Source organism: Caldimonas manganoxidans ATCC BAA-369 (assembly GCF_000381125.1).
Lineage (GTDB): Bacteria > Pseudomonadota > Gammaproteobacteria > Burkholderiales > Burkholderiaceae_C > Caldimonas > Caldimonas manganoxidans.
Window position 1 is genome coordinate 14,772 of sequence record NZ_KB905942.1, and the last position, 20,815, is coordinate 35,586.

Genomic DNA, 20,815 nt, shown 5'->3' on the forward strand with positions numbered 1-20,815 from the left:
TCAGGCCGGCTCCAGTTCGGCCACCAAGGGCAGGTGGTCGGACATGCGCGCCCAGGACGTGCCCCGCGGCACGAAGGTGGACAAGCAACGCAGCCCGCGGGTATAGACGCGATCCAAAGCAAACACCGGCACACGCGATGGAAACGTCGGCGGCCACCGTCCCCGCGGATCGCCGGCACGCTGCAAACCCAGCTCGTGCAAGGCTGGGTCGAGTTTTTCGCTCCAATCGTTGAAGTCACCGGCCACCACCAACATGGCATCGGACGGGACATGCCGTTCGATGAAGTCCGCCAAGCGCTCCACCTGACGCACCCGGCTGGCGTGGATGAGGCCAAAATGCGCCACCACCGCATGCAGCTCCATCCCCTGCCACTGCACGGGCACATGCAGCAGACCCCGCTGCTCGAAGCGGTGGTCGGACACATCATGGTGTCCGACCTCGCCGATGGGCCAGCGCGACAGCAACGCATTGCCATGCTCGCCATCGCGCGTGACCGCATTCGTGCGGTAGGCCGCCACATAGCCCTCGGGCGCCAGAAAGTCGGCCTGCGACTGCTCGGGCCAACCGAACCACGTGCGCGCGAAGCGACGGGCATCACGGCGGTGGAAGCGGCGCACTTCCTGCAGAAACACGAGATCGGCGTCCAGCGCCTCCACGCCCAAACCCAGGTTGTGGATTTCCAACCGCTTCAGCGGTCCCACGCCACGCACCCCTTTGTGGATGTTGTACGTGGCCACCCTCAAGCACCGGCCCTCGGTGCCGCCGCCCGCCGGAAGCTGGCTCGACTGCAAAGGATTCATGCCCCCTCCCCGGGCACCTGAGACGCAAACCGCGGCAGCATCAGCACGGCCTCGGCATTCGAGGGCGAAAAACAGCGGTCGGCCGCCTCTCGCCACGGCAGCCAGACGTACTGCAAGTGCTCCCGAGGCGCCAGGCGGATCGGCGTGTCGCGCGGTACCCGCAAACCAAAGACATGCTCGGTGTTGTGCGTCACCCCCGCCGCGTAGCGATGGCGCCAGACCGGATAGATCTCATAAACGTTGCGCAGCCCCCAATCGACCAAATTCGTCATGGGCACCGCCTCACAGCCGATCACGATCCCGGTCTCCTCGGCCACCTCGCGGATGCAGGTCTGCACCAGCGGCTCGTCCAGACGCTCCTTCGAGCCGGTGACACTTTGCCAGTAGCCTGGGCGGTCCGCCCGCTCCAGCAGCAACACTTCCAACGCCGGGCTGTGGATGACCACCAGGACGGACTGCGGAATCTTTGGCGGACGTTCACTCACGACGGCAACTCCTTGTCTGGGCCAAATTTTGGATCATCCATCCCCCAAGCCCTCCCCCACAGCGCGCCTGCGCACCCCGAAAACGCCAAGGGGTGGCGCAAGGCCACCCCTTGGACAACCGCGCGCCCCTGGGCGTTCAGCTGCCTGCCGAAGCCTGCTGCGGATTGCGCAGGCGAATGTGCAGCTCGCGCAGCTGCTTCTCGTCCACGTAGGACGGCGCCCCAGTCAGCAGACACTGAGCCCGCTGGGTCTTGGGGAAGGCGATCACGTCGCGGATGGACTCGGCCTTGGCCATCAAGGTCACCAAACGGTCCAGACCGAAGGCCAAACCGCCGTGAGGTGGCGCACCATACTGCAGGGCATCGAGCAGGAAACCAAACTTCTGGCGGGCTTCCTCCGGCCCGATCTTCAACGCATTGAACACCTTGCGCTGCACATCGGCACGGTGGATGCGCACCGATCCCCCGCCAAGCTCCCAGCCATTGAGCACCATGTCGTAGGCCTTGGCGATGCACTTCTCCGGAGCGGTGTCCATGAGATCCTCATGACCGTCCTTCGGGGCGGTGAACGGATGATGCACCGCGTTCCAGCGCTGTTCGTCCTCGTCGAACTCGAACATCGGGAAATCCACCACCCACAGCGGTGCCCAGCGATCCTCGAACAGGCCATGTTTGCGGCCAAACTCGCTGTGGCCGATCTTCACCCGCAGCGCACCAATGGCATCATTGACCACCTTGGCCTTGTCCGCGCCGAAGAAGATCAAGTCGCCATTGCGCGCACCGGTGCGCGCCAGGATCTCGGCAATTGCGCCATCGTGCAGGTTCTTGACGATGGGCGACTGCAGGCCCTCGCGGCCTTTGCCTGCGTCGTTGACCTTGATCCAGGCCAGGCCCTTGGCGCCGTAGATCTTGACATACTCGGTATACGCATCGATCTCGCTGCGGGTCATCTCACCGCCGCCAGGGATGCGCAGCGCCACCACCCGACCGCCGACGGTGTTGGCAGGGCCCGAGAACACCTTGAACTCCACGTCTTTCATCACGTCGGTGAGCTCGGTGAACTCGAGCTTGATGCGCAGATCGGGCTTGTCCGAACCATAGCGATGCATCGCATCGGCGTACTTCATCACCGGATAGACCGGCAACTCCACGCCCATCACATTGCGGAAGACCGTGCGGATCATGCCCTCGAACATGCCGCGGATCTCCTCCTCGGTGAGGAAGGAGGTCTCGATATCGATCTGCGTGAACTCGGGCTGACGGTCGGCCCGCAAGTCCTCGTCCCGAAAGCACTTGGTGATTTGATAGTAGCGGTCGAAGCCCGCCACCATCAGCAATTGCTTGAACAGTTGCGGCGACTGCGGCAGCGCGAAGAACATGCCGTCGTGCACCCGGCTGGGCACCAGATAGTCGCGCGCGCCTTCGGGCGTGCTCTTGGTGAGCATCGGCGTCTCGATGTCGATGAAGCCATTGGCATCCAGGAACTTGCGCACCTCCATCGCCACCCTGTAGCGCAGCATCAGGTTTTTCTGCATGTACGGGCGGCGCAGATCCAGCACCCGATGCGTCAAACGGGTGGTTTCCGACAGATTGTCGTCATCGATATGGAAAGGCGGCGTCACGCTGGGGTTGAGCACCTCCAATTCCTGGCACAACACCTCGACCTTGCCGCTGGTGAGGTTGGCGTTTTCGGTGCCGGCCGGACGGGCGCGCACCTTGCCCACCACTTTCAGGCAATACTCGTTGCGCACGCCCTCGGCGATCTTGAACATCTCGGGGCGATCCGGATCGCACACCACCTGGACGAGGCCCTCGCGGTCACGCAGGTCGATGAAGATCACGCCGCCGTGATCCCGGCGACGATGGGCCCAGCCCATCAGGGTCACGGTCTGACCCATCAGCGCTTCACTGACGAGGCCGCAATAGGTGGTTCTCATGCAATCACTCCAATTCGAGGAGGGGCGCCGCCACATGGCACCCAAGGGCCCCACGGCCCTGAACGAACACCGGGCCTGGTGCGGCCCGGCGCAAACATCGGTCGATCAATGACAGGCGCAGGCGCTGCCACAGGGCGTCGAAGCTGCGCTGGAGCCTGACGTCGAACTGGACGACGCCTCGCCGCCGCTGGACGTCGCCCCCCCGTCGGACGAAGCGCCCGAGCTGCCCGCCCCTTGATTGGACGACCCGCCGCGGAAGTCGGTCACGTACCAGCCCGAGCCCTTGAGCTGAAATCCGGCGGCGGTGACCTGCTTGCGGAAGGTTTCGGCGCCGCAGCGCGGACAGTTCGTCAGCACGGGATCGGAAATCTTCTGGAGCACGTCCTGCCCATGCCCGCAGGACTCGCACTTGTAAGCATAGATGGGCATACCGTCACCAAGATGGAAACGCAAAACTCTAAATTATAGGCGGGCAGGCTGGGTTCAAGTCCTGCCCACGCCGGTGCGCCGACCGCCGCAACCCGCTTGCCACACCCGGCCTTCCGGCGGCGCCATCGAGGCACGTTTCCTGCTTTGCCCCAAGAACACCCCCCCCCTATAATCCGCGCGCATCGTCCCCCCCCATGCCGCGAAAGGATGCCCCGATGCTGCTGACCCTCGTGTTCGTCTACCTGGCATTGTCGATTGCCATCGGTTTGTACGCTTCGCGGCAGGTCCACAGTGCGCGTGACTACATCACCGCCAGCCGCCATCTGCCGTTCCCGGTCGTCATGGCCATGGTGTTTGCCACCTGGTTCGGCGCCGAAACCGTCCTGGGCATCTCGGCCACTTTTCTCGATGAAGGCTTTCGCGGCCTGATCTCCGACCCGCTGGGCGCCTCCCTGTGCCTGGTGCTGTTCGGCCTGATTTTCGCCCGCCCGCTGTACCGGTTGAATCTGCTGACGCTGGGCGACTATTTCCGTGTGCGCTACAGCCGTGCGGTCGAGCTGGCCGTATCCATCTGCATCGTGCTGTCCTACCTGGGCTGGGTGGCTGCGCAAATCACCGCCCTGGGACTGGTCTTCAACGTCCTGTCGGCCGATGCCATCTCGATGAACCAAGGCATGCTCATCGGCATGGGCGTGGTGCTGCTCTACACGGTGTTCGGCGGCATGTGGTCGGTGGCCGTGACCACCTTCGTGCAGATGATCGTCATCGTCGTGGGGTTGCTGCTGGTCAGCTCCGAGGCCGCCCAGCAAGCCGGGGGAGTGGCCACCGTCATCGCCAAGGCGGCCGCCGATGGCAAGTTCGAATGGCTGCCCACCCTGGACGCGGTGGACCTCCTGGGCTGGACCGCCGCACTGTTGACCATGGCCTTGGGCTCCATTCCTCAGCAAGACGTCTTCCAGCGCGTCAACTCCTCCAAGAACGAGTTCGTGGCCGTCTGGAGCACGGCGCTCGGCGGCGTGGCCTACTTCTTCTTCGCCGCGGTGCCCTTGTTCCTGGCCTACAGCGCCCACCTGATCGACCCGACCCTGGTGGCGCGGCTGATGGAAGTGGACTCCCAACTCGTGCTGCCCACGCTGGTGGTCGAACACATGCCCTTCTGGCTGCAGGTGGTCTTCTTCGGTGCGCTGCTGTCGGTGATCATGAGCACGGCCTCCGGCACGCTGCTGGCCCCGGCCGTGACCTTCGCCGAAAACGTGCTGCGCCCCTTCATGAAGGGCTTGAGCGACCAACAGTTCTTGAACATGACCCGCCTCATCGTGGCCGGCTTTGCGGTGCTCGTCACCACCTACGCGGTGGCCACCGACGCCACCATCCACACGATGGTCGAAAACGCCTACCGCGTCACGCTGGCCGGCGCCTTCGTGCCCCTGGCTTTCGGCCTGTTCTGGAAACGCGCCAACAACCGCGGCGCCGTCCTGGCATTGGTGTTCGGGCTGGGCACCTGGTTGGTGCTGGAGATCCTGGGCATCGACGAGCCGGTCGAGCCTCAGCTCTTTGGCTTGCTGGCCAGTGCCGTGGGCATGATCATTGGCGGCCTGAGCGGACCGGCGCCCCAGCAGCTGCAAGCCGCCACCCAGCGCGCCTGACGACGACGATCCCTCCCTGCAGCCCTCTCTACCACCAGGGCCGCACCCGAGTCAGGGCCAGCATGGCCAGCATGCCCAGCGTGAATCCGATGCCGCCGTAGAGGATCGCCTGGAGCAAGCGATTGGTGCGGCGCTGTTCCTCGATCAAGCGCCGCAACTCCTGCCGGTGCAGCGCCGGGGGATGCTGCAACGCGTGGTGCAGCAGGCGTGGCAGCTCGGGCAGCAACTTCGCGTAGCGTGGTGCCTCCTTTTGCAGCCGCGCCCACATGCCCTTCCAGCCCACTTGCTCATGCATCCAGCGCTCCAGGAAAGGCTTGGCCGTGCTCCACAGGTCCAGATCGGGGTCGAGCTGCCGCCCCAAGCCTTCCACGTTGAGCAAGGTTTTCTGTAGCAACACGAGTTGCGGTTGGATCTCGACGTTGAAGCGTCGGGAAGTCTGGAACAAGCGCAGCAACACCTGGCCCAAGGAAATGTCCTTCAACGGCTTGTCGAAGTGCGGCTCACAGCAGGCCCGAATGGCCCCTTCCAGTTCGTCGATCCGGGTCTGCGGCGGCACCCAGCCGCTTTCCAGGTGAAGTTCGGCCACGCGCTTGTAATCGCGCCGGAAGAAGGCGATGAAATTCTGTGCCAGGTACTCTTTGTCGAACTCGGTGAGCGTGCCGATGATGCCGAAATCCAGCGCGATGTAGCGGCCAAAGCTGGCCGGATCGACACTGACCTGGATGTTGCCCGGGTGCATGTCGGCATGGAAAAAACCATCGCGAAACACCTGGGTGAAGAAGATGGTCACGCCGTCGCGGGCCAGCTTTTTGATGTCCACCCCTGCCTCGCGCAGCCGCTGCACCTGGCTGATGGGGATGCCGCGCATGCGCTCCATCACGATGACCTGCTCGGCGCACAGATCCCAAATCATCTCGGGCACGATGACCAGGTCCAAGCCCTCCATGTTGCGCCGCAACTGTGCCGCATTGGCTGCTTCACGCACGAGATCGAGCTCGTCGTGCAAATATTTGTCGAACTCGGCCACCACCTCGCGAGGTTTGAGCCGCTTGCCATCGGGCCACAAGCGTTCCACCCAGGCCGCCAAGATGCGCAACAGGCCCAGATCCTCCTCGATGACCCGCAGCATGCCCGGCCGCAACACCTTCACGGCCACATCGCGGCCATCACGCAAAGTTGCAAAGTGCACCTGAGCGATCGAGGCACTGGCCACCGGCACATGATCGAACTCGGCGAACAACGCCTGTAGCGGCCGACCAAAGGCCGTCTCGATCGTGCGAACCGCCTGCTCTGCCGGAAACGGCGGCACGCGGTCCTGCAAGCGCGCCAGCTCATCGGCCACCTCGGCCGGTAATAGGTCCCGCCGTGTGGACAACACCTGGCCGAACTTGACGAAGATGGGGCCCAGACGTTCGAGCGCCTCGCGCAACCGTTGCCCAGCCGGCCGCCCGAACCGTCGGCCCCCCCCCATCATCCGCGCCAGCAGGCGCACCGCCGGCTGCGGCGCCTCCCGCAGCACGATCTGGTCCAGGCCGAAGCGCCAGACCGTCCAGAGGATGAACGTCAGTCGCAGCAGGCGTTTCATCCGGTATGCCCGGGCCGATTCGCCCCACCGTCCATGCGGGCCGCCAAAGGCGCCATAGCCTTCAACGCAGCCCGCACCGCCGCCCCCAGCGCACGCAGCACGGTGGCCGCCTGTCGGGCGGCGACATCGCCCATCAGCCGCGACAAATCCTCCTCGACATCCCAGCGCAGGTGGTCCATCAGCCAGGCCAGCGTCGCGGCCAATTCGGCATCGCCTTGCAGACTCACCGATGAGCGGTCTCCGGCGACCCACTGGGCCGCCAGCCGCACCGGATTGGACGCATCCACCACCAGATCCAAAACGCCGGGCGCATCACCCGCTGCCTCCACCCGCTCCAGCAAGCCGGCCCGAGTGATTTCCCAGCACACCGGCGGCGCCGGCGGCAACAATGCCGGCCAGCCGCGCAGAATCAGGCGCACCCGCCGGCCCGCCTGCGGCGCCAGCCGACGCGTGGCCTCGGGCTCGGCGGCCAACAAATGGTTCAGCGCAAGAGTGAGGCGATCCAGCACCGCTGGGCCGAGCAGTTGGGCAAGGGGTTCGAGCATGGGCGGGATTGTAGGTGGGCCGCCAAGCCTCGGCGGCGGAAGCATGCCGGCTTGGCCGCTTCTGGAACAATGTGCACTCCGCACGCTTGCCTCATCATCCCATGTCTCGTATCTTGCTGACCGGTGCCACCGGCTACATTGGCTCCCACACTTGGCTGGCCTTGCATGCCGCAGGCCACCAAGTCATCGGCCTGGACAATTTCGCCAACAGCTCCCCCGCGGTGCTGGATCGAATCGGCGAACTCACGGGTTGCGAGCCGACCTTCGTGCAGGCCGACGTCTGCGATGCCACGGCCATGGACGCCGTGTTCCAGAACCACCCCATCGACGCCGTGGTGCACTTTGCTGCCTACAAAGCAGTGGGCGAATCGGTGCAGCGGCCGCTGGCCTACTACCGCAACAACCTCGGCGGCCTGCTGACCGTGGCCCAAGCCATGCAGGACCACGGCGTCTTCCGCGTGGTCTTCAGCTCATCGGCCACCGTGTACGGCCAGCCCGAACGCCTGCCCATCACCGAAGACGCCCCACTGGCCACGACCAACCCTTACGGCACCACCAAACTGATGGGCGAACGCCTGCTCGAGGAGCTGCGGCGCTGTGACCCGCGCTGGCAAATCGCTTGTCTGCGCTATTTCAACCCGGTCGGCGCCCACGAAAGCGGTCGCATCGGCGAGGACCCCCGCGGCACCCCCAACAACCTGATGCCCTACGTGTGCCAAGTGGCCGTCGGCCTGCGCCCCGAGTTGCAAGTCTTCGGTGGCGACTACGACACCCCCGACGGCACGGGCGTGCGCGACTACATCCACGTGATGGATTTGGCCGAAGGCCATGTGGCATCGCTGCGCCATTTGCTCGACACCGGCCAGTCCCATACCGTCAACCTCGGCACTGGCCAAGGCTACAGCGTGTTGCAAGTGATCCGTGCCTTCGAGCAAGCCAGCGGACGCCCCATCCCCTACCGCATCGTCGCGCGGCGCCCCGGCGATGTGGCCGCTTGCTATGCCGATCCGGCGCGGGCGCACGAGTTGCTCGGATGGAGGGCCAAGCGCGACCTGGCGGCCATGTGCGCCGACGCCTGGCGCTGGCAACGCACACATCCTCGCGGATTCGCCAGCTGAACCTCGCACAACAGCCTCTGACGTCCACCATGTGACAGGCCGGCGTCCCATCCCCCCTCAGGCACGGGATGTGACAAATGCACGCCATGCCGGACACTTTCGGTCACATTCGGGGGAAAAGTCCATGAGAACGCTGCTGGTCCTGGTCGCGCTTGCAACGCCCATCGTGGCGGCTGCCGTCGACCGCGACATCGACAGCCGCCCGGCGGGCAGCCCCCCTTCCGAAGCGTCCCCGCTGACCACTGCCTCGTACCAGGCCGCCGCTGCGATGGCTCGGGCCCCGGTCCGAGACGCCCTATTGCCCACATCGATGGCTGCCACTCCCGAACTGCGGTCTCCGAACGCAGCGGTCGGCCCATGGCCGGGCGTCCAAGGGCTGCCCACGCGGCCCCCTTTGAACGTGCCCGCCCTGAGCGGGCCTGCGCAGCTCGCTGCAGAGCCATCGCGCTTGCCACAATCAGGCCCGCAGTGGTATGCGCTCATCGCCGCCGGCATCGCCGCCATCGGCTTCATGGCCCGTCGGCGCACCCGCGGCTGACCCCCCCCACACACCGCCCCCCGTCGGCAGCCGCCCCAGGCCAGGGCGGCCGCTGCGCTTTGGGCCCCGTCGTCGCAGCCCAGGCTCCCCTCATTCGCGGGTCTGGCCCCGGCTGCCCCCCAACTCGCGTGGGTCGCCGCCGATGACTTCCAGCCCACAATGCCACGAGGCTGGTACCCCCGGGTGTCTGCGCGCCGCCGAGCCGTTGGGCGTCATCGCGTCGGACACCGAGCCCGGGTCCCTGCGCTGCCGCTCCATGCCCTGAAGCTCCGCATGTTCGACGACCGCAACAGCCCCAAACGGACCTTCTTCGGTGCCCCGCAGTCCGTCACGTCCATGGTGGCCGCGCTGCTGGAGCCTGGCCTGATGGTGGTCTCGCTTTTGCTGGCCTATGCCTGGTTCGATCGGCCAGTGGGCCACCCCGAGCTCGTTCTGAGTTTGCTGGTGTTCGCGCTGGCCTTCCCCGGACGTGACCGCTTTCGCTACACCCCGCTGGCCGCCGCCACCGACATTGCACTGAGCTGGTTCACCCTGATGGCCATCTTCGGTCTGCTCGGCTACGCCACCAGCAGCTTCGGCTTGTTCGACACACGCGCCTTGCTGCTTTGGGCCGTGGCCACCCCGGTGCTCCAATGGCTGGCGGTGTGGATCGGGGCGCGCATCGTCAACTACCATGCCAACCTCCCGAGCTCTCGGCGCAGCGCCGTCGTGGTCGGCGCCGGCCCGCTGGGGGAAAAAGTCTCGCGAGCGCTGGCCGAAAGACGCGACCGGGGCATCGACTTCCTCGGCTACTTCGACGACCGCACCGACGAACGGCTGCATGAAGGTGCCGCACCGCACCGCTTGGGCATGCTGCGCGACGTCGGCGCCTTCGTGTCGGCCCATGGCGTACGCGATGTCTACATCACGCTGCCCTTGGGATCCCAGCCACGCATCGTGCGGCTGCTCGAGCAGCTCCAGGGCACCACGGCCAGCCTGTACTACGTTCCTGACGTCTTCGGCATCAGCATCATCCAAGGCCGGCTGCAGGACATGGGCGGGGTGCCGGTGGTCGGCATCTGCGAGACGCCTTTCACCGGCACCAATGAACTCGTCAAACGACTGAGCGACATCGTGATGGCCAGCCTCATTCTGGCGTTGGTCTCCCCGCTGATGCTGGCCATTGCCATCGGTGTGAAGCTGAGCTCTCCCGGCCCGGTGATCTTCAAACAACGCCGCAACGGCCTGGACGGCCGCGAAATCATTGTCTACAAGTTCCGAACCATGCGAACACTGGACGATGGACCCGTGGTCAAGCAAGCCACCAAGAACGATCCACGCATCACCCCCTTCGGCGCCTTCCTGCGCAGGACCTCGCTCGATGAACTGCCGCAATTCATCAACGTGCTGCAAGGCCGCATGAGCATCGTGGGCCCGCGCCCGCACGCCGTGGCGCACAACGAGGAATACCGCCGCCTGATCAAGGCTTACATGGTCCGCCACAAGGTCCGGCCGGGCATCACCGGCTGGGCACAAGTCAACGGGTACCGCGGCGAAACCGAGGTCATCGAAAAAATGCAAGCGCGCGTCGAATACGACCTGGAGTACCTGCGCAACTGGTCTTTGGGCTTGGACCTACAGATCATTGCGCGTACGATCCGCCTGATGCTGTTCGATCGGCATGCGTATTGATGCCCAACGCAGCAGCACACCTCGCATCCACGCTCCAGAGCCCAGTGGCTCACTCATCTCACCGGGAGACCTCCGTGAAGCATGAAACCCATCGACGTCCGCTGGACGTCCTGATTCGACGTCCCCGCATCTGCTTCCTGGCCTGGAGTTTGATTGCAGCGGGTTCCGCGTCGGCTCAGGAGCGCCCATGGACCTTGATCGCCAGCCAGGCCGTGCGCTACGACTCCAATGTGTTTCGCGCCGAACGAGGCACTCCTTCTGAAAGTGACGTCTCTTCCATCACCAGCATCGAAGGCCGTCTGCGGGCGCGCTTGGGGCGGCAAGTCGCTTATCTCTCAGCCGGCGCGAGTGCTCATCGTTACCGCGATAACGATCAGCTGGATTTCACAGGCTCCATGCTTGAAACAGGCGTGAACTGGGCCACGGTGGAACGGCTATCTGGCACCCTGCGCTACGTGCAGCACCGCGGGCTGGCCGTATACGGCTTGGCAGGCGTTCCGCAAACGACCGACCGCGTCTTGGAACGGGCACAGCTGAGCGAAGCCACCGTTCGCTTCGGCATCACTTCTCGCTCGGCCCTCCTGGGTAGTTTGGCGCAGCGCCGTGTCGATTATTCAGCGGTTCAGTACCAGGATCGCGAGTTTGATCAGAACATCGCATCACTGGGCTATCAGCACGGTATCGATCGGGCCCTGACCCTGGGTGTGGGTGCACGCTACACCCGGGAACGTACCCCACGCTATGAAGAGCCCACCCCCGGCAACTTCATTGCCAACCGGGGCACGCGTCGGGATCTCGATGTCACCGCCCTTTGGCAGGCCTCGGGCCTGAGCACCATTTCAGCGCGGCTCAGCGTCACTCGACAACGATATACCCAAGCCGAAGCCGCCGATTTCTCGGGGCTCACGGGTTCCTTGCGTTGGTCTTACCAACCCACCGGCCGGCTCCGACTGAACGCACAGTTCGATCGGGATACCGGCGCAGAAACCCGTTTTGCCGACTTTTCTGGCAGCGGGGACACCTCCAGCCAGGCGGCCGAAAGCCGCCGACTGGCCAACAGTGCCCAGCTTGAAGCGTTCTATGAGCTCACAGGAAAAACCCGCCTGAACACACGCCTGCGACACACGCGGGCCCAACTGAGCGACGGATCCAACTCAGGACACGACACCACCAACATTTACGGGCTGGGCATCGAATACCAACCCACACGCACACTGCTGCTGGGATGTGAAGCCGCGCGAGAAAACCGTTCGACCCGCTCGCCGCTTTCATACAGCTACCGGGCCACCATGGCGCAATGCCTCGCGCGCCTGACACTGGACTGACCCATGCACGATCCGGCGACCACATCCAAGGCTTGGCTCTCGAGAGTCGCCCAGGTCGGCCGTTCCAACAGGTTGCTCTTGTCGTTCAGTAGGTTCTTGTGCCTGTGGTGGTGGATCCTCACCGCGTTTTGCGCGCCCAGTGTCGCCAGCCCAAGTGACATGCCACCCATCAAAGCTCGAATCTTCATTTCAGGCCACAGCCTGACCGATCGGCCCCTGCCTGATCATCTCGAGAAAATCGCCGAAAGCCTGGGCACCCCCATCCTGTGGAACCGGCAATACGTGGTTGGGTCTTCCATCCGGCGTAGAGTGCAAGGCGACAACCCACACTCCACCGCATTCGAAGGGTATCGGCAGGGCTACAACCGCGACACCGAAGGCCTCGACGTGATCGCCGAGTTCAGATCACCGCGAACCACCGACGGACAGCCCTACGACACCCTCCTGATCACAGAACAGCATGGTCTGCTCGGAACCTTGATTTGGAACGACACGGTGCGCTACCTGCGCCACTATCACGATCGATTCATCGATGGCAACCCCGAAGGGCAGACCTTCTTTTACGAGCCATGGATCAGCGTGGACGACAAGAACGCTCCGTGGCGGTGGATCGCGTACGAACGTGCCGCATCTCCCATCTGGCACTGCATCGCCGAGCGGGTCAATCTCTCGCTGGCGGCCGAAGGGCGTCGCGACCGCATCACGCCACTGCCGATGGGGCTGGCGCTGGCTCAACTGATCGAAGACAGCCTCAGCCCTTCAGGCCCCTCTGCTCTGAAAGCTGGCTCCACGCTGGAGACGGTCAGCCAGTTCATTGGTGACGACGTCCATTTGGGCCCCCTGGGCATGTACTACGCAGCATTGGTGACCTATTCAGCCCGCTTCAAGCGCTCCCCTATTGGCGCTTGGGCACCGAAAGATCTGCGCCCCGAACAAGCGCGTACCCTGCAAGACCATGCCTGGGCATTCGTCAGCAGGTATTACCGCGATCTACGCCCCCGTACGATGGAAGAGTGCCGAGATTTGATTCGTGACGATTTCGCTTGGCGCTATTGGTCGTACATCCGCGACACCTACTGGCGCCGAGAAACGAATGTCTTCGTGGCCTACGCCAAATGGATCCGCCATTACATCCAATGGCGGTACATGCTCTCACGACAAGCCCCCGGCAACCCCTTCCACTACGACGCTGCCCAAGACGCAAATTATTGGTTGTCTCAGTGAGACTCGAACCTCAGCGGATCGACCGGAGGGCGAACTACCTCCTGCATCCACTTGGCGCGGCGCTGCAACCATATGGACTGGGTGTTGGCGCGAGCAAACTCGACACCTCGTGCCGCCATGTCGGCCAAGCGCTGAGGGTCGGCGGCCAGCTGCTCGAGGCATTTCGCCAGGGCCTCGGGGTCCGGCCAAGGTGACAAGACGACAGATTGGCTGGCCTGGGCCAGATCCCGGAAGTAGCTGATATCGAAAGCCAATAGAGGAATCCCGCGGGCCAAAGCATCGAAGGCTGCGCGAGGCGTATCTTCGACCAATGGAGTGGCCACACACACATGCATGGAACGTAAACGTTCAAAGAGCTCTGGGCCATAAGGAACCGGTGACATGAAACTTACGGCGTCGTCCAAATCGGCATCGATCACCTGCGCGCGCAAATCCGCCTCGCACTCCCCTGATCCAATCAACGTCAGGCGGACGTCGGCCCCTCGTTGCCGGGCAATTCGAACCGCCTCGATGGCTTTGTCCAGCCCCTTGTATGGTACGAATCGACCGAAATACACCACCTGGAGCGGATGCCCAGCACAGCGCAACTCTTGAATACGCACCTGCAGCTCACCCTCGGTCAGCACATCCTCAAGACAATGTGCCACGTCATAAAAGTTCTTGACGTGAGGACGGCCTTTACCGAAATGTTTGACCATGGATGCGCTTTTGAGCAAGACGAGTTGAAACATGCGCGGGGCAAGCCACACCTGCGCATACACCAGAGGGTCGTAAACCAAACGGTTGACCAAATACTGCCTAAAGTTCCATAGTCCCACCTGGCGGAAACGACGAGAATGCTCACGAAAGTCGATGTCGACCAAAAACATGACTGGCCGACGTTGCAGCCACGCCGCAAAGTTGACCATGGCCATCAGAGGACGCCAGATGTCGTCAGCCACGCCTGAATGCACCACACCAGCACGACGTACGATACAAAGGATGCGGCGCCACAATTTCAGTGATTCACGCAACCAGAATCGCTTGGCCGACGTATCCGTCCGATGAGCGGGAACGAACAACACTCCGTCACGCTCGAAGTCCACTTCACTCAGGTGACCCGCACCCGCTGCATACTGCGCATCGGTCATCGCCGGAGCCAACAGTACGACCCGATCGAACGCACTGCCGATGCTGATGCGCAACTGCTTGAGGTGTTGCGCAAACGCACTTTCCGTGGCGAAGCGAGTGGCCGAGAACGGGTAAGCCGGGGCTTGTACGGCGATCACGTAGTCCATGAGCGAGTGTCACTTGTATTCAATCAACTGAGCACGGCGACCTTGCCACTGGTCACGCCAAAACTGGAGATGGCCGACCAGTTCTGGAAAACGACTCAGGGTATGAAAAACAGCCTGCAGAATGCGCTCACGCGCGGACCCTCGAAATCGCAAAAATAGGCGCAACACCTGCAAAGGGTAGATCAGCAGCACCAACAAGGCCGCGGCGGACCACCATGGCCACAGCGCAAGCACCGCCCCGAGAGGCCCCAAAGACCACACCCAGGTCCGGCGGGTTTCACGCACACAATGTCGCTGCGCCGACGCGCCGTGCAGATACCGACCTGCCGCATAAGCATAGCCACTGCGAACCATGCGCAGCCACCACTGCCGAAAGCGCGTCATGGCTGCGTCATGCAAAGTCATCTCCAGCGGCAATGCATAGAGCTCCCAGCCTGCGGTGCGCAGACGCACACACAGCTCTGGTTCCTCACCCGCAATGAGGTCATCCCGGTAGCCTCCGACCTGCTCCAGCGCTTGGCGGCGCAACATCACGTCGCCGCCAAAAGACTTCAACTTCCCTGGGGGCTTGTACCACTCCAGGTGACACAGCAAATTGAACACCGATCGTTCCGGGTAGCGTTCACGGCGCTGACCACACACAGCGGCCACCTGTGGATGGGCCGCCAAAAAGGACTGGGCCTGTTCCAACCAACCGTCCACCACCTCGCAGTCCCCATCGACGAACTGGATCCACCGGACCTCAGGGGCCAACTGCAACAGCCGGCGCCAGCCGGCGTTGCGCGCGCGAGCTGCAGTGAAGGGAAGGGTCATGTCGAGCTCGACGCAGGCCACCCCCATCCCCTGCGCCAAGGCCAGCGACCCGTCGGTCGAACCGGAATCCACATACACCACATGGTCGGCCTGCGAGCACACCGACTCCAGGCAGCGCCGCAAGCGTTCCCCCTCATTGCGGCCGATGATCACCACACCCAGTTGCGATCGTTCCATGCGCGCCCCGCTCAAGCAATACTCACACCTGAAGTGCTTTGCTAACCATCGGCAAGCGACTTGCGGCCATCATGTGCCGGACCCTGGCCGCAAAGGTGTCTTCGAACGCATGGCGCAGGGCAAACTCACGCCCGCGGCGAGCAGCAGTCGCAAGCTCCTCACGATCCCTAGACAAACGCGCTACCTGCTGGGCCAAATGCTCCACGTTCCCCATGGGGCTGAGCCATCCACTGCCGGAATGCTGGACGATGCCTTTGAACGCCTCATTGTCATACCCGGCGATCGGAACACCACAGGACATCACCTCAGGGTAGGTGCTCGAGGGATCACCTTGCGTGTGGCAGCAGATGAATAGATCAGTGCTTTGTTTGAGCAAAGGAATCCATTGCTGCTTGAAGTCCAGAACACCCATCAGACGGACTTCGTTGGACACTCCCCGCCGATCAATCTCTCTCGCGAGGCGCTCTTCGAGAGTACCCCGACCATAGATATCAAGTGTGAATGAAATACCCAGTCGTTTGAGTGCCTGCGCAAAGCGCGGTAAATCGAGCACCCCCTTCATTGGAATCAAACGTCCACCAAACACCAAGCGCAATGGCCCACCTTCCCTTAGCGCCGCCAGCTTGATATTCAGACTGTCCTCATCGATCACGTTGCTCCGTGACACACGATTGTCGAAAAAGAGCATCACATTCGAGTGAAGGTGACGATATACCTCATATGTTGGTGATCCACTGCACTGCAATCCGGCTGACAGCGCCAACGCACGGCGACGCTTCGCCTCGGCCTGCATCAACCACAACTTGCGCCGCCAGCGACGAATGGGGTTGCTCACCTCCGCATCGACGATTTGCATTTCCGTCTTCAAGGTGTACTCACTGGTGAACACGATGGGAACGCCGAGGCGTCGACACAAGCGTGCCGTCTCCAACTCGAAGGGTGACAAGAAGGCCATCACCAGGGCGGCCCGATGAATGCGCGATGCCAGATCGTCCAGACGGCTCGGGCGCAGCTCGAACGCCGGAGAAAACTTCTCTGGCATGATCTCGACATGGTCCATGTCCGTTCCCATGGTGTCGGTGAGTCGAACCAGCGTGGTCACCGGCCCAGGCCAAGACTGCGCATAAGAATTCACACCATCGATGAACTTTTGGGTGAGGATCAAGCCTCCATGGGACCCACGGGCAGCCTTCAGGCTGGGCAGCAAGATAAGTTCGTGGCTGGGATCTGATTGAACCTCGGCTGAGAGCGGCTGTTGCCACGGCGCTGGCATGAACTCGACCACGTGATTCATGACAGCCGCTCCAACAAGCGAAGAACCTCGTCGATCACCACCTTGAACCCACCGGGGGCTGGCTCGGCCACCACGAATGCAAACCGCATATGCATGCGATCGGTGTATTCCTTGTACGCCAAAGCGAAGCGGTCGGGCGGCTGGATGACCAGGAGGCTCGCGCCATCGGCCACCGAGAAGATGGCATGTGACAAATGGCTCCCCTCGACGGCAACGACCACGGGAGCATCCAAAGAGCGCCACGCAATCTCGTTCGCGCTCAGGTGTTCCGGGTCGAGAATGTCATACCCCAGTGCGCGCAGGGTCTGCTCCAGGTCGTCTTCATTGACCAGGCTGCGCGGCTCACCCAGGACGCCGCGGCGCAAATAGACCCCTGCGGGCGGTGATCGATTCGGTTGCTGCTTCAGGCTTGCCCGCAAGCGGCGACGCAGCTCTACGTAACGCCGGAGTTTGAAAGTGTTCTGCGCAAAGTCGGTGTAGTAGACCAAGCGCCGGATGCGCGCCCTCAGCGGCACATGGTGCTGCGGCAGTTGCAGCAAACTCCGATAGCCCGCTTCGTGAAGGTAGGGCTTGGAGACCATCGCGATGCACGGGCTGCCAGGCTCAGGAATGAGGCTCAATGGCATGTCGTCGAGCATCATGGTTCCGAAGAAATGGCTGCCGGAGTGGCTGGTCATCAAGTGCACTTCGTCCAAGCTTTCGACAGGGGCTGCCCCCATGTCGAGCACTTTTTCGTCGCCATATCCGACCTTGAGCTTGGACGCGCCGCGGTAGAGAAACGCCCCGACCAGGTCGACATCGGTCACCAGATGCGCCACCGAGGCCGCATGTTCGATGAAACCGCCGGCCAATAGCGTGTGCTCGGCATCCCAGTTCCGCCACGGCGACAGGGCAGCAATCCGCTCGATCGCACCGGGCAAGAACAGCGCAGGCGGCACCATGGTGCGCTGCGCAGGACACAGCACCCACTCACGACTGGCCATGCGATGAAACTCCGGTGAGCGGCCGGCCACCACACGCCGAAACACACGCTTGACCATGGGCAGGTTCAGTTGCATCACATCGCTCCGCAAGACGACTTGGATCACGCCGGCCCGAGTCGCCGGGCAAGGGCCCCGACCCACCGGACCGTCCCGCCTCCAACATCCCCGCCCCAGAAGCTTCGAACGCAGAGTCGTTCGATGCGCTGCCCGACCTGGATCTGAACCTGCGTGACGCCGCCGCTCAAGCCCACCTCGAACGAACGGGCGTTCAGGTTGAAGCCCTCTCCCAACGCTTTGAGGCAGGCCTCTTTGCGGGTCCATCCCTGCAAGAACAGCCGATCGCGAACCGATCCGTCAGCCCGGAGCAGCTCGGCTTGCTCCTGAGGTCCAAACACGGTCATGGCCAGATCGTGCGCATCCTCGATGCTGCGCATCACCTCCAGATCGACACCCACCTCACCGTCTTTGCATAGCGCGATCAATGCCACATCGACGCTATGGCTGAGGTTGAAGTGCCATGACGCCCACGCCGGGTTCGCCAAGTAGGGCTTGCCACGCGGCCCGGTGTCGAACCGGAGCTCGACCGGACTGCACCCCAGATGACGGGCCAGTCGATCCCGCAGGGCGACATGGGCTGCCACGTAGCGACGTCGATCCCTATCCAACCTGAATCGCTCGCCACGCTCGCGTTCTCGTGGCGACAAGCCGGCCTGCGCCTGCTCGCTGGGCCAATGTTCCAGCCCCGCCAGCCAAAGCGCCACCCCATCGCAGCACACCGGATGGGAATCTCCGACACGTAGCGAGATCATCTCGGGCAGATCAAGCTCGATCATGTCGAAGCAACTCGATGATGCGAGACTGTTCACTCGTTTGCAGTCCCGGGTAAATGGGCAAGCACAAAATCTGATCGGCCACGGCCCGGGCCACGGGCAGCAGGCGCGATGCCGGCGACACGCGGTCCCGGTAACGCGGCAAATCGCTGACCAGCGGGAAGAAGTAACGGCGCGCATGGATGCCGTTGGCCTTCAAGCGCTTCAGAACATCGTCCCGAGTCTGTCCATACGCTGGCTCGACCCGAATCGGAAAATAGGCGTGATTCGGTTCTTCCTCCGGCACCGCCCTTGGAAGAACGATCCCGGGTACACCGGCAAGCCCTTCCCGGTAGTAGGCATCGATGTGAGCCCGCTGCCTGATGGATGCATCGATGTGTTCGAGCTGCAACAAGCCCAGTGCAGCGCAGAACTCGTTCATCTTGCCATTCAGGCCCAGGCCTTCCACATGGTTGTCTTCGACGATCCCGAAGTTTTTGAGCCGGTCGAGCACGGCCTTCGTGTGTTCATCCCGAGCCACCATCGCTCCCCCCTCGAAGGTGTTGAAGACCTTGGTGGCGTGGAAGCTCATCACCGAGACGTCGCCCCAAGACATCAATGAACGTCCTCTCAGCCTCACGCCGAAGGCATGCGCAGCGTCGTACACCAGCCTCAAGCCATGAGTGCTTGCCAGCGCTTCGAAGGCATCCACGTCGCAAGCGTGACCAAAGCAATGCACCGGAAGAATGGCACAGGTGTCCGTGGTGATGGCTCGCTCGACGGCTCCGGGGTCCAAATTCAGGCTGACAGGATCGATGTCTGCAAACACAGGGGTCAATCCAGCCCATTCGATGGCCTGAACCGTGGCCACGAAGGTGAACGGCGTCGTGATGACCTCGCCGCGTAAACCGAGCGCCCGCAGCGCCAACATGAGCCCGATCGTCGCGTTGGTGCACAGGCTCAGATGCGCCACCCCCAGATGACGCATCAGTGCAGCTTCGAATCTCTGGTGAAAGGGGCCGCCATTGGTCAGCACCCGGCTGGACCAAATCTCCTGCAGGCTGGGCAGCAGGGATTCCAGAGGGGGCAGTTCCGGTCGCGCCACGTGTACTCGATGCATGGTGTTCCTGACCCCGTCTCGCATGCAGCCACCACCGATCGCGTAGACCGCTAGCGGTGGATGAGCGTGAGCCCGTCTTCGGCGTCGGGCTTCCACAGAGGACGCCACAGCACCGAATGAGCAATGAAGTCACTCAGCATCTTCGGCGGGTCCGGATCTTCCTTGCCCTGCAAACGCCGACGCACTCGCCAAAGAGAAAATCCCAAGATCCACGCAAGATCCGCGATCGAGCCGTAAAGCCGACCATGGTGCTTCACGAAATAGCGACGGCGAGATTCGAACCAATACGCTGGCCGTCGTGGTACGACCGCAAGACGAGCGGTCACCCCAGTGCTCTGCCCGGCGATGTGCATCACGCGGGCGGTCGGCTCGTACCACACCTCCCATCCGGCTCGGCGGGCGCGGCGGCAAAAATCGGTTTCCTCGTAATAGAGGAAATAGCCCTCGTCCATCAGCCCCACCTGCTCGAACACCTCACGGCGCACCATCATGCTGGCACCGCAGACCCAATCGACCGTTTGCGGCTGTGAGCCCATGCGTCGGGCCACGAGCTTGGCACGCAACAAGCGCGTCACCCAACCGAGGCGAATCGCATGCTCGAACTCGCTGGCGATGGAAGGAAAACGAAACGCATAGGGCCAGGGCTGACCATCGTCATTGTCGATGCCACTGCCGACGATGCCCGCACGCGGATAACGCTTCACAAACTCGGTCAGCGCGGCCAAGGCCCCAGGCCGCACCACGGTGTCCGGGTTGAGCAGCCAGAAATAGTCTGGGGGGCGATCGCAACGAAGCGCCGCACGCAGCGCGAGGTTGTTGCCATAAGCAAAGCCGCCGTTGCGTTTGGACTCCAAGACCGACGCCCATGCTTGCCATCCGTTCGTCTCGATGGCCTGACGGATCCGCGCCTCCGAGCCGTCACCGGAGGCATTGTCCACCACGACCACGCGCGCGCGCCCCTCCGGAACGCCGGCTTCTGATGCGAGTGATCGAAGGCAGTCGATCACCAGAGCCGCCGTGCGGTAGTTGACGATCACGA

General features: G+C 63.1%; 18 protein-coding genes. 5 read left to right on the forward strand and 13 right to left on the reverse strand.

All coding sequences use genetic code 11. The features are described from left to right. From F615_RS0109210 to F615_RS0109225, 4 genes are all read right to left on the reverse strand, one after another. A complete protein-coding gene (locus F615_RS0109210; protein WP_019560893.1) occupies positions 1-801 on the reverse strand; it encodes an endonuclease/exonuclease/phosphatase family protein in 801 nt (266 codons plus the stop codon). Continuing rightward, positions 798-1,286, reverse strand: coding sequence for a dihydroneopterin triphosphate diphosphatase (gene nudB, locus F615_RS0109215; RefSeq protein WP_019560894.1), 489 nt, complete (start codon positions 1,284-1,286; stop codon positions 798-800). Before nudB ends, F615_RS0109210 begins: the two co-directional genes overlap by 4 nt. 136 nt (positions 1,287-1,422) lie before the next feature. Continuing rightward, positions 1,423-3,222, reverse strand: a complete 1,800-nt coding sequence (aspS, locus tag F615_RS0109220) for an aspartate--tRNA ligase (RefSeq protein WP_026330182.1) — start codon at positions 3,220-3,222, stop codon at positions 1,423-1,425. A 105-nt stretch (positions 3,223-3,327) separates the two neighbouring features. After that, positions 3,328-3,651, reverse strand: a complete 324-nt coding sequence (locus F615_RS0109225; RefSeq protein ID WP_019560896.1) for an FmdB family zinc ribbon protein — start codon at positions 3,649-3,651, stop codon at positions 3,328-3,330. Between the two features lie 215 nt (positions 3,652-3,866). On the opposite strand from F615_RS0109225, the gene F615_RS0109230 reads away from it, so the two are divergent. Then, positions 3,867-5,297, forward strand: a complete 1,431-nt coding sequence (locus F615_RS0109230; protein WP_019560897.1) for a high affinity choline transporter 1 — start codon at positions 3,867-3,869, stop codon at positions 5,295-5,297. A 28-nt stretch (positions 5,298-5,325) separates the two neighbouring features. Here F615_RS0109230 and ubiB read toward each other — a convergent pair whose 3' ends face one another. Together ubiB and F615_RS0109240 are read right to left on the reverse strand one after the other, a co-directional pair. Then, positions 5,326-6,882, reverse strand: coding sequence for a ubiquinone biosynthesis regulatory protein kinase UbiB (ubiB, locus tag F615_RS0109235; protein ID WP_019560898.1), 1,557 nt, complete (start codon positions 6,880-6,882; stop codon positions 5,326-5,328). After that, entirely contained in the window at positions 6,879-7,427 is a 549-nt protein-coding gene (locus F615_RS0109240) for a hypothetical protein (protein ID WP_019560899.1), read from the reverse strand. The genes ubiB and F615_RS0109240 overlap by 4 nt, the downstream gene beginning before the upstream one ends. Before the next feature lie 101 nt (positions 7,428-7,528). On the opposite strand from F615_RS0109240, the gene galE reads away from it, so the two are divergent. The 4 genes from galE to F615_RS18095 all read left to right on the forward strand — a co-directional run bounded on the left by galE (position 7,529) and on the right by F615_RS18095 (position 13,303). Next, a complete protein-coding gene (galE, locus tag F615_RS0109245) occupies positions 7,529-8,545 on the forward strand; it encodes a UDP-glucose 4-epimerase GalE (RefSeq protein WP_019560900.1) in 1,017 nt (338 codons plus the stop codon). An 811-nt stretch (positions 8,546-9,356) separates the two neighbouring features. Then, entirely contained in the window at positions 9,357-10,754 is a 1,398-nt protein-coding gene (locus F615_RS0109255; protein ID WP_019560902.1) for an undecaprenyl-phosphate glucose phosphotransferase, read from the forward strand. Positions 10,755-10,828: 74 nt separating this feature from the next. Then, positions 10,829-12,079, forward strand: coding sequence for a porin family protein (locus tag F615_RS0109260; protein WP_019560903.1), 1,251 nt, complete (start codon positions 10,829-10,831; stop codon positions 12,077-12,079). Positions 12,080-12,238: 159 nt separating this feature from the next. Beyond that, complete coding sequence (locus F615_RS18095) at positions 12,239-13,303, forward strand: hypothetical protein (RefSeq protein ID WP_051090224.1); 1,065 nt, start codon at positions 12,239-12,241, stop codon at positions 13,301-13,303. Here F615_RS18095 and F615_RS0109270 read toward each other — a convergent pair. The 7 genes from F615_RS0109270 to F615_RS0109300 are packed head-to-tail and all read right to left on the reverse strand — an operon-like array spanning position 13,297 to position 20,813. Further along, entirely contained in the window at positions 13,297-14,580 is a 1,284-nt protein-coding gene (locus tag F615_RS0109270) for a glycosyltransferase family 4 protein (RefSeq protein ID WP_019560904.1), read from the reverse strand. The two genes, F615_RS18095 and F615_RS0109270, sit on opposite strands and share 7 nt — an antisense overlap. 9 nt (positions 14,581-14,589) lie before the next feature. Further along, positions 14,590-15,570, reverse strand: a complete 981-nt coding sequence (locus F615_RS0109275; RefSeq protein WP_019560905.1) for a glycosyltransferase family 2 protein — start codon at positions 15,568-15,570, stop codon at positions 14,590-14,592. A 22-nt stretch (positions 15,571-15,592) separates the two neighbouring features. Beyond that, complete coding sequence (locus F615_RS0109280; RefSeq protein WP_019560906.1) at positions 15,593-16,864, reverse strand: glycosyltransferase family 4 protein; 1,272 nt, start codon at positions 16,862-16,864, stop codon at positions 15,593-15,595. Further along, the gene (locus F615_RS0109285; RefSeq protein ID WP_169452424.1) at positions 16,861-17,922 is read right to left on the reverse strand and encodes a glycosyltransferase 61 family protein; all 1,062 of its coding nucleotides are present in this window, start codon (positions 17,920-17,922) and stop codon (positions 16,861-16,863) included. Before F615_RS0109285 ends, F615_RS0109280 begins: the two co-directional genes overlap by 4 nt. 26 nt (positions 17,923-17,948) lie before the next feature. Continuing rightward, on the reverse strand, positions 17,949-18,680 hold the full coding sequence (locus F615_RS18100; protein ID WP_019560908.1) for a 4'-phosphopantetheinyl transferase family protein: 732 nt from the start codon (positions 18,678-18,680) through the stop codon (positions 17,949-17,951). Beyond that, entirely contained in the window at positions 18,667-19,776 is a 1,110-nt protein-coding gene (locus tag F615_RS0109295; protein ID WP_019560909.1) for a DegT/DnrJ/EryC1/StrS family aminotransferase, read from the reverse strand. The genes F615_RS18100 and F615_RS0109295 overlap by 14 nt, the downstream gene beginning before the upstream one ends. A 50-nt stretch (positions 19,777-19,826) precedes the next feature. Continuing rightward, complete coding sequence (locus tag F615_RS0109300; RefSeq protein WP_019560910.1) at positions 19,827-20,813, reverse strand: glycosyltransferase family 2 protein; 987 nt, start codon at positions 20,811-20,813, stop codon at positions 19,827-19,829. Positions 20,814-20,815 lie beyond the last annotated feature (2 nt).

Excerpts from the sequence above, each read along its gene's own strand:
- F615_RS0109255 (WP_019560902.1), top strand. The coding sequence starts at position 9,357 with ATGTTCGACGACCGCAACAGCCCCAAACGGACCTTCTTCGGTGCCCCG.
- aspS (WP_026330182.1), bottom strand. The coding sequence starts at position 3,222 with ATGAGAACCACCTATTGCGGCCTCGTCAGTGAAGCGCTGATGGGTCAG.
- F615_RS0109295 (WP_019560909.1), bottom strand. The coding sequence starts at position 19,776 with ATGCATCGAGTACACGTGGCGCGACCGGAACTGCCCCCTCTGGAATCC.
- F615_RS0109280 (WP_019560906.1), bottom strand. The coding sequence starts at position 16,864 with ATGAATCACGTGGTCGAGTTCATGCCAGCGCCGTGGCAACAGCCGCTC.
- F615_RS0109285 (WP_169452424.1), bottom strand. The coding sequence starts at position 17,922 with ATGCAACTGAACCTGCCCATGGTCAAGCGTGTGTTTCGGCGTGTGGTG.
- F615_RS0109275 (WP_019560905.1), bottom strand. The coding sequence starts at position 15,570 with ATGGAACGATCGCAACTGGGTGTGGTGATCATCGGCCGCAATGAGGGG.
- F615_RS0109230 (WP_019560897.1), top strand. The coding sequence starts at position 3,867 with ATGCTGCTGACCCTCGTGTTCGTCTACCTGGCATTGTCGATTGCCATC.
- F615_RS18100 (WP_019560908.1), bottom strand. The coding sequence starts at position 18,680 with ATGATCGAGCTTGATCTGCCCGAGATGATCTCGCTACGTGTCGGAGAT.
- galE (WP_019560900.1), top strand. The coding sequence starts at position 7,529 with ATGTCTCGTATCTTGCTGACCGGTGCCACCGGCTACATTGGCTCCCAC.
- F615_RS0109225 (WP_019560896.1), bottom strand. The coding sequence starts at position 3,651 with ATGCCCATCTATGCTTACAAGTGCGAGTCCTGCGGGCATGGGCAGGAC.
- F615_RS0109240 (WP_019560899.1), bottom strand. The coding sequence starts at position 7,427 with ATGCTCGAACCCCTTGCCCAACTGCTCGGCCCAGCGGTGCTGGATCGC.
- F615_RS0109270 (WP_019560904.1), bottom strand. The coding sequence starts at position 14,580 with ATGGACTACGTGATCGCCGTACAAGCCCCGGCTTACCCGTTCTCGGCC.
- ubiB (WP_019560898.1), bottom strand. The coding sequence starts at position 6,882 with ATGAAACGCCTGCTGCGACTGACGTTCATCCTCTGGACGGTCTGGCGC.
- F615_RS18095 (WP_051090224.1), top strand. The coding sequence starts at position 12,239 with ATGCCACCCATCAAAGCTCGAATCTTCATTTCAGGCCACAGCCTGACC.
- F615_RS0109210 (WP_019560893.1), bottom strand. The coding sequence starts at position 801 with ATGAATCCTTTGCAGTCGAGCCAGCTTCCGGCGGGCGGCGGCACCGAG.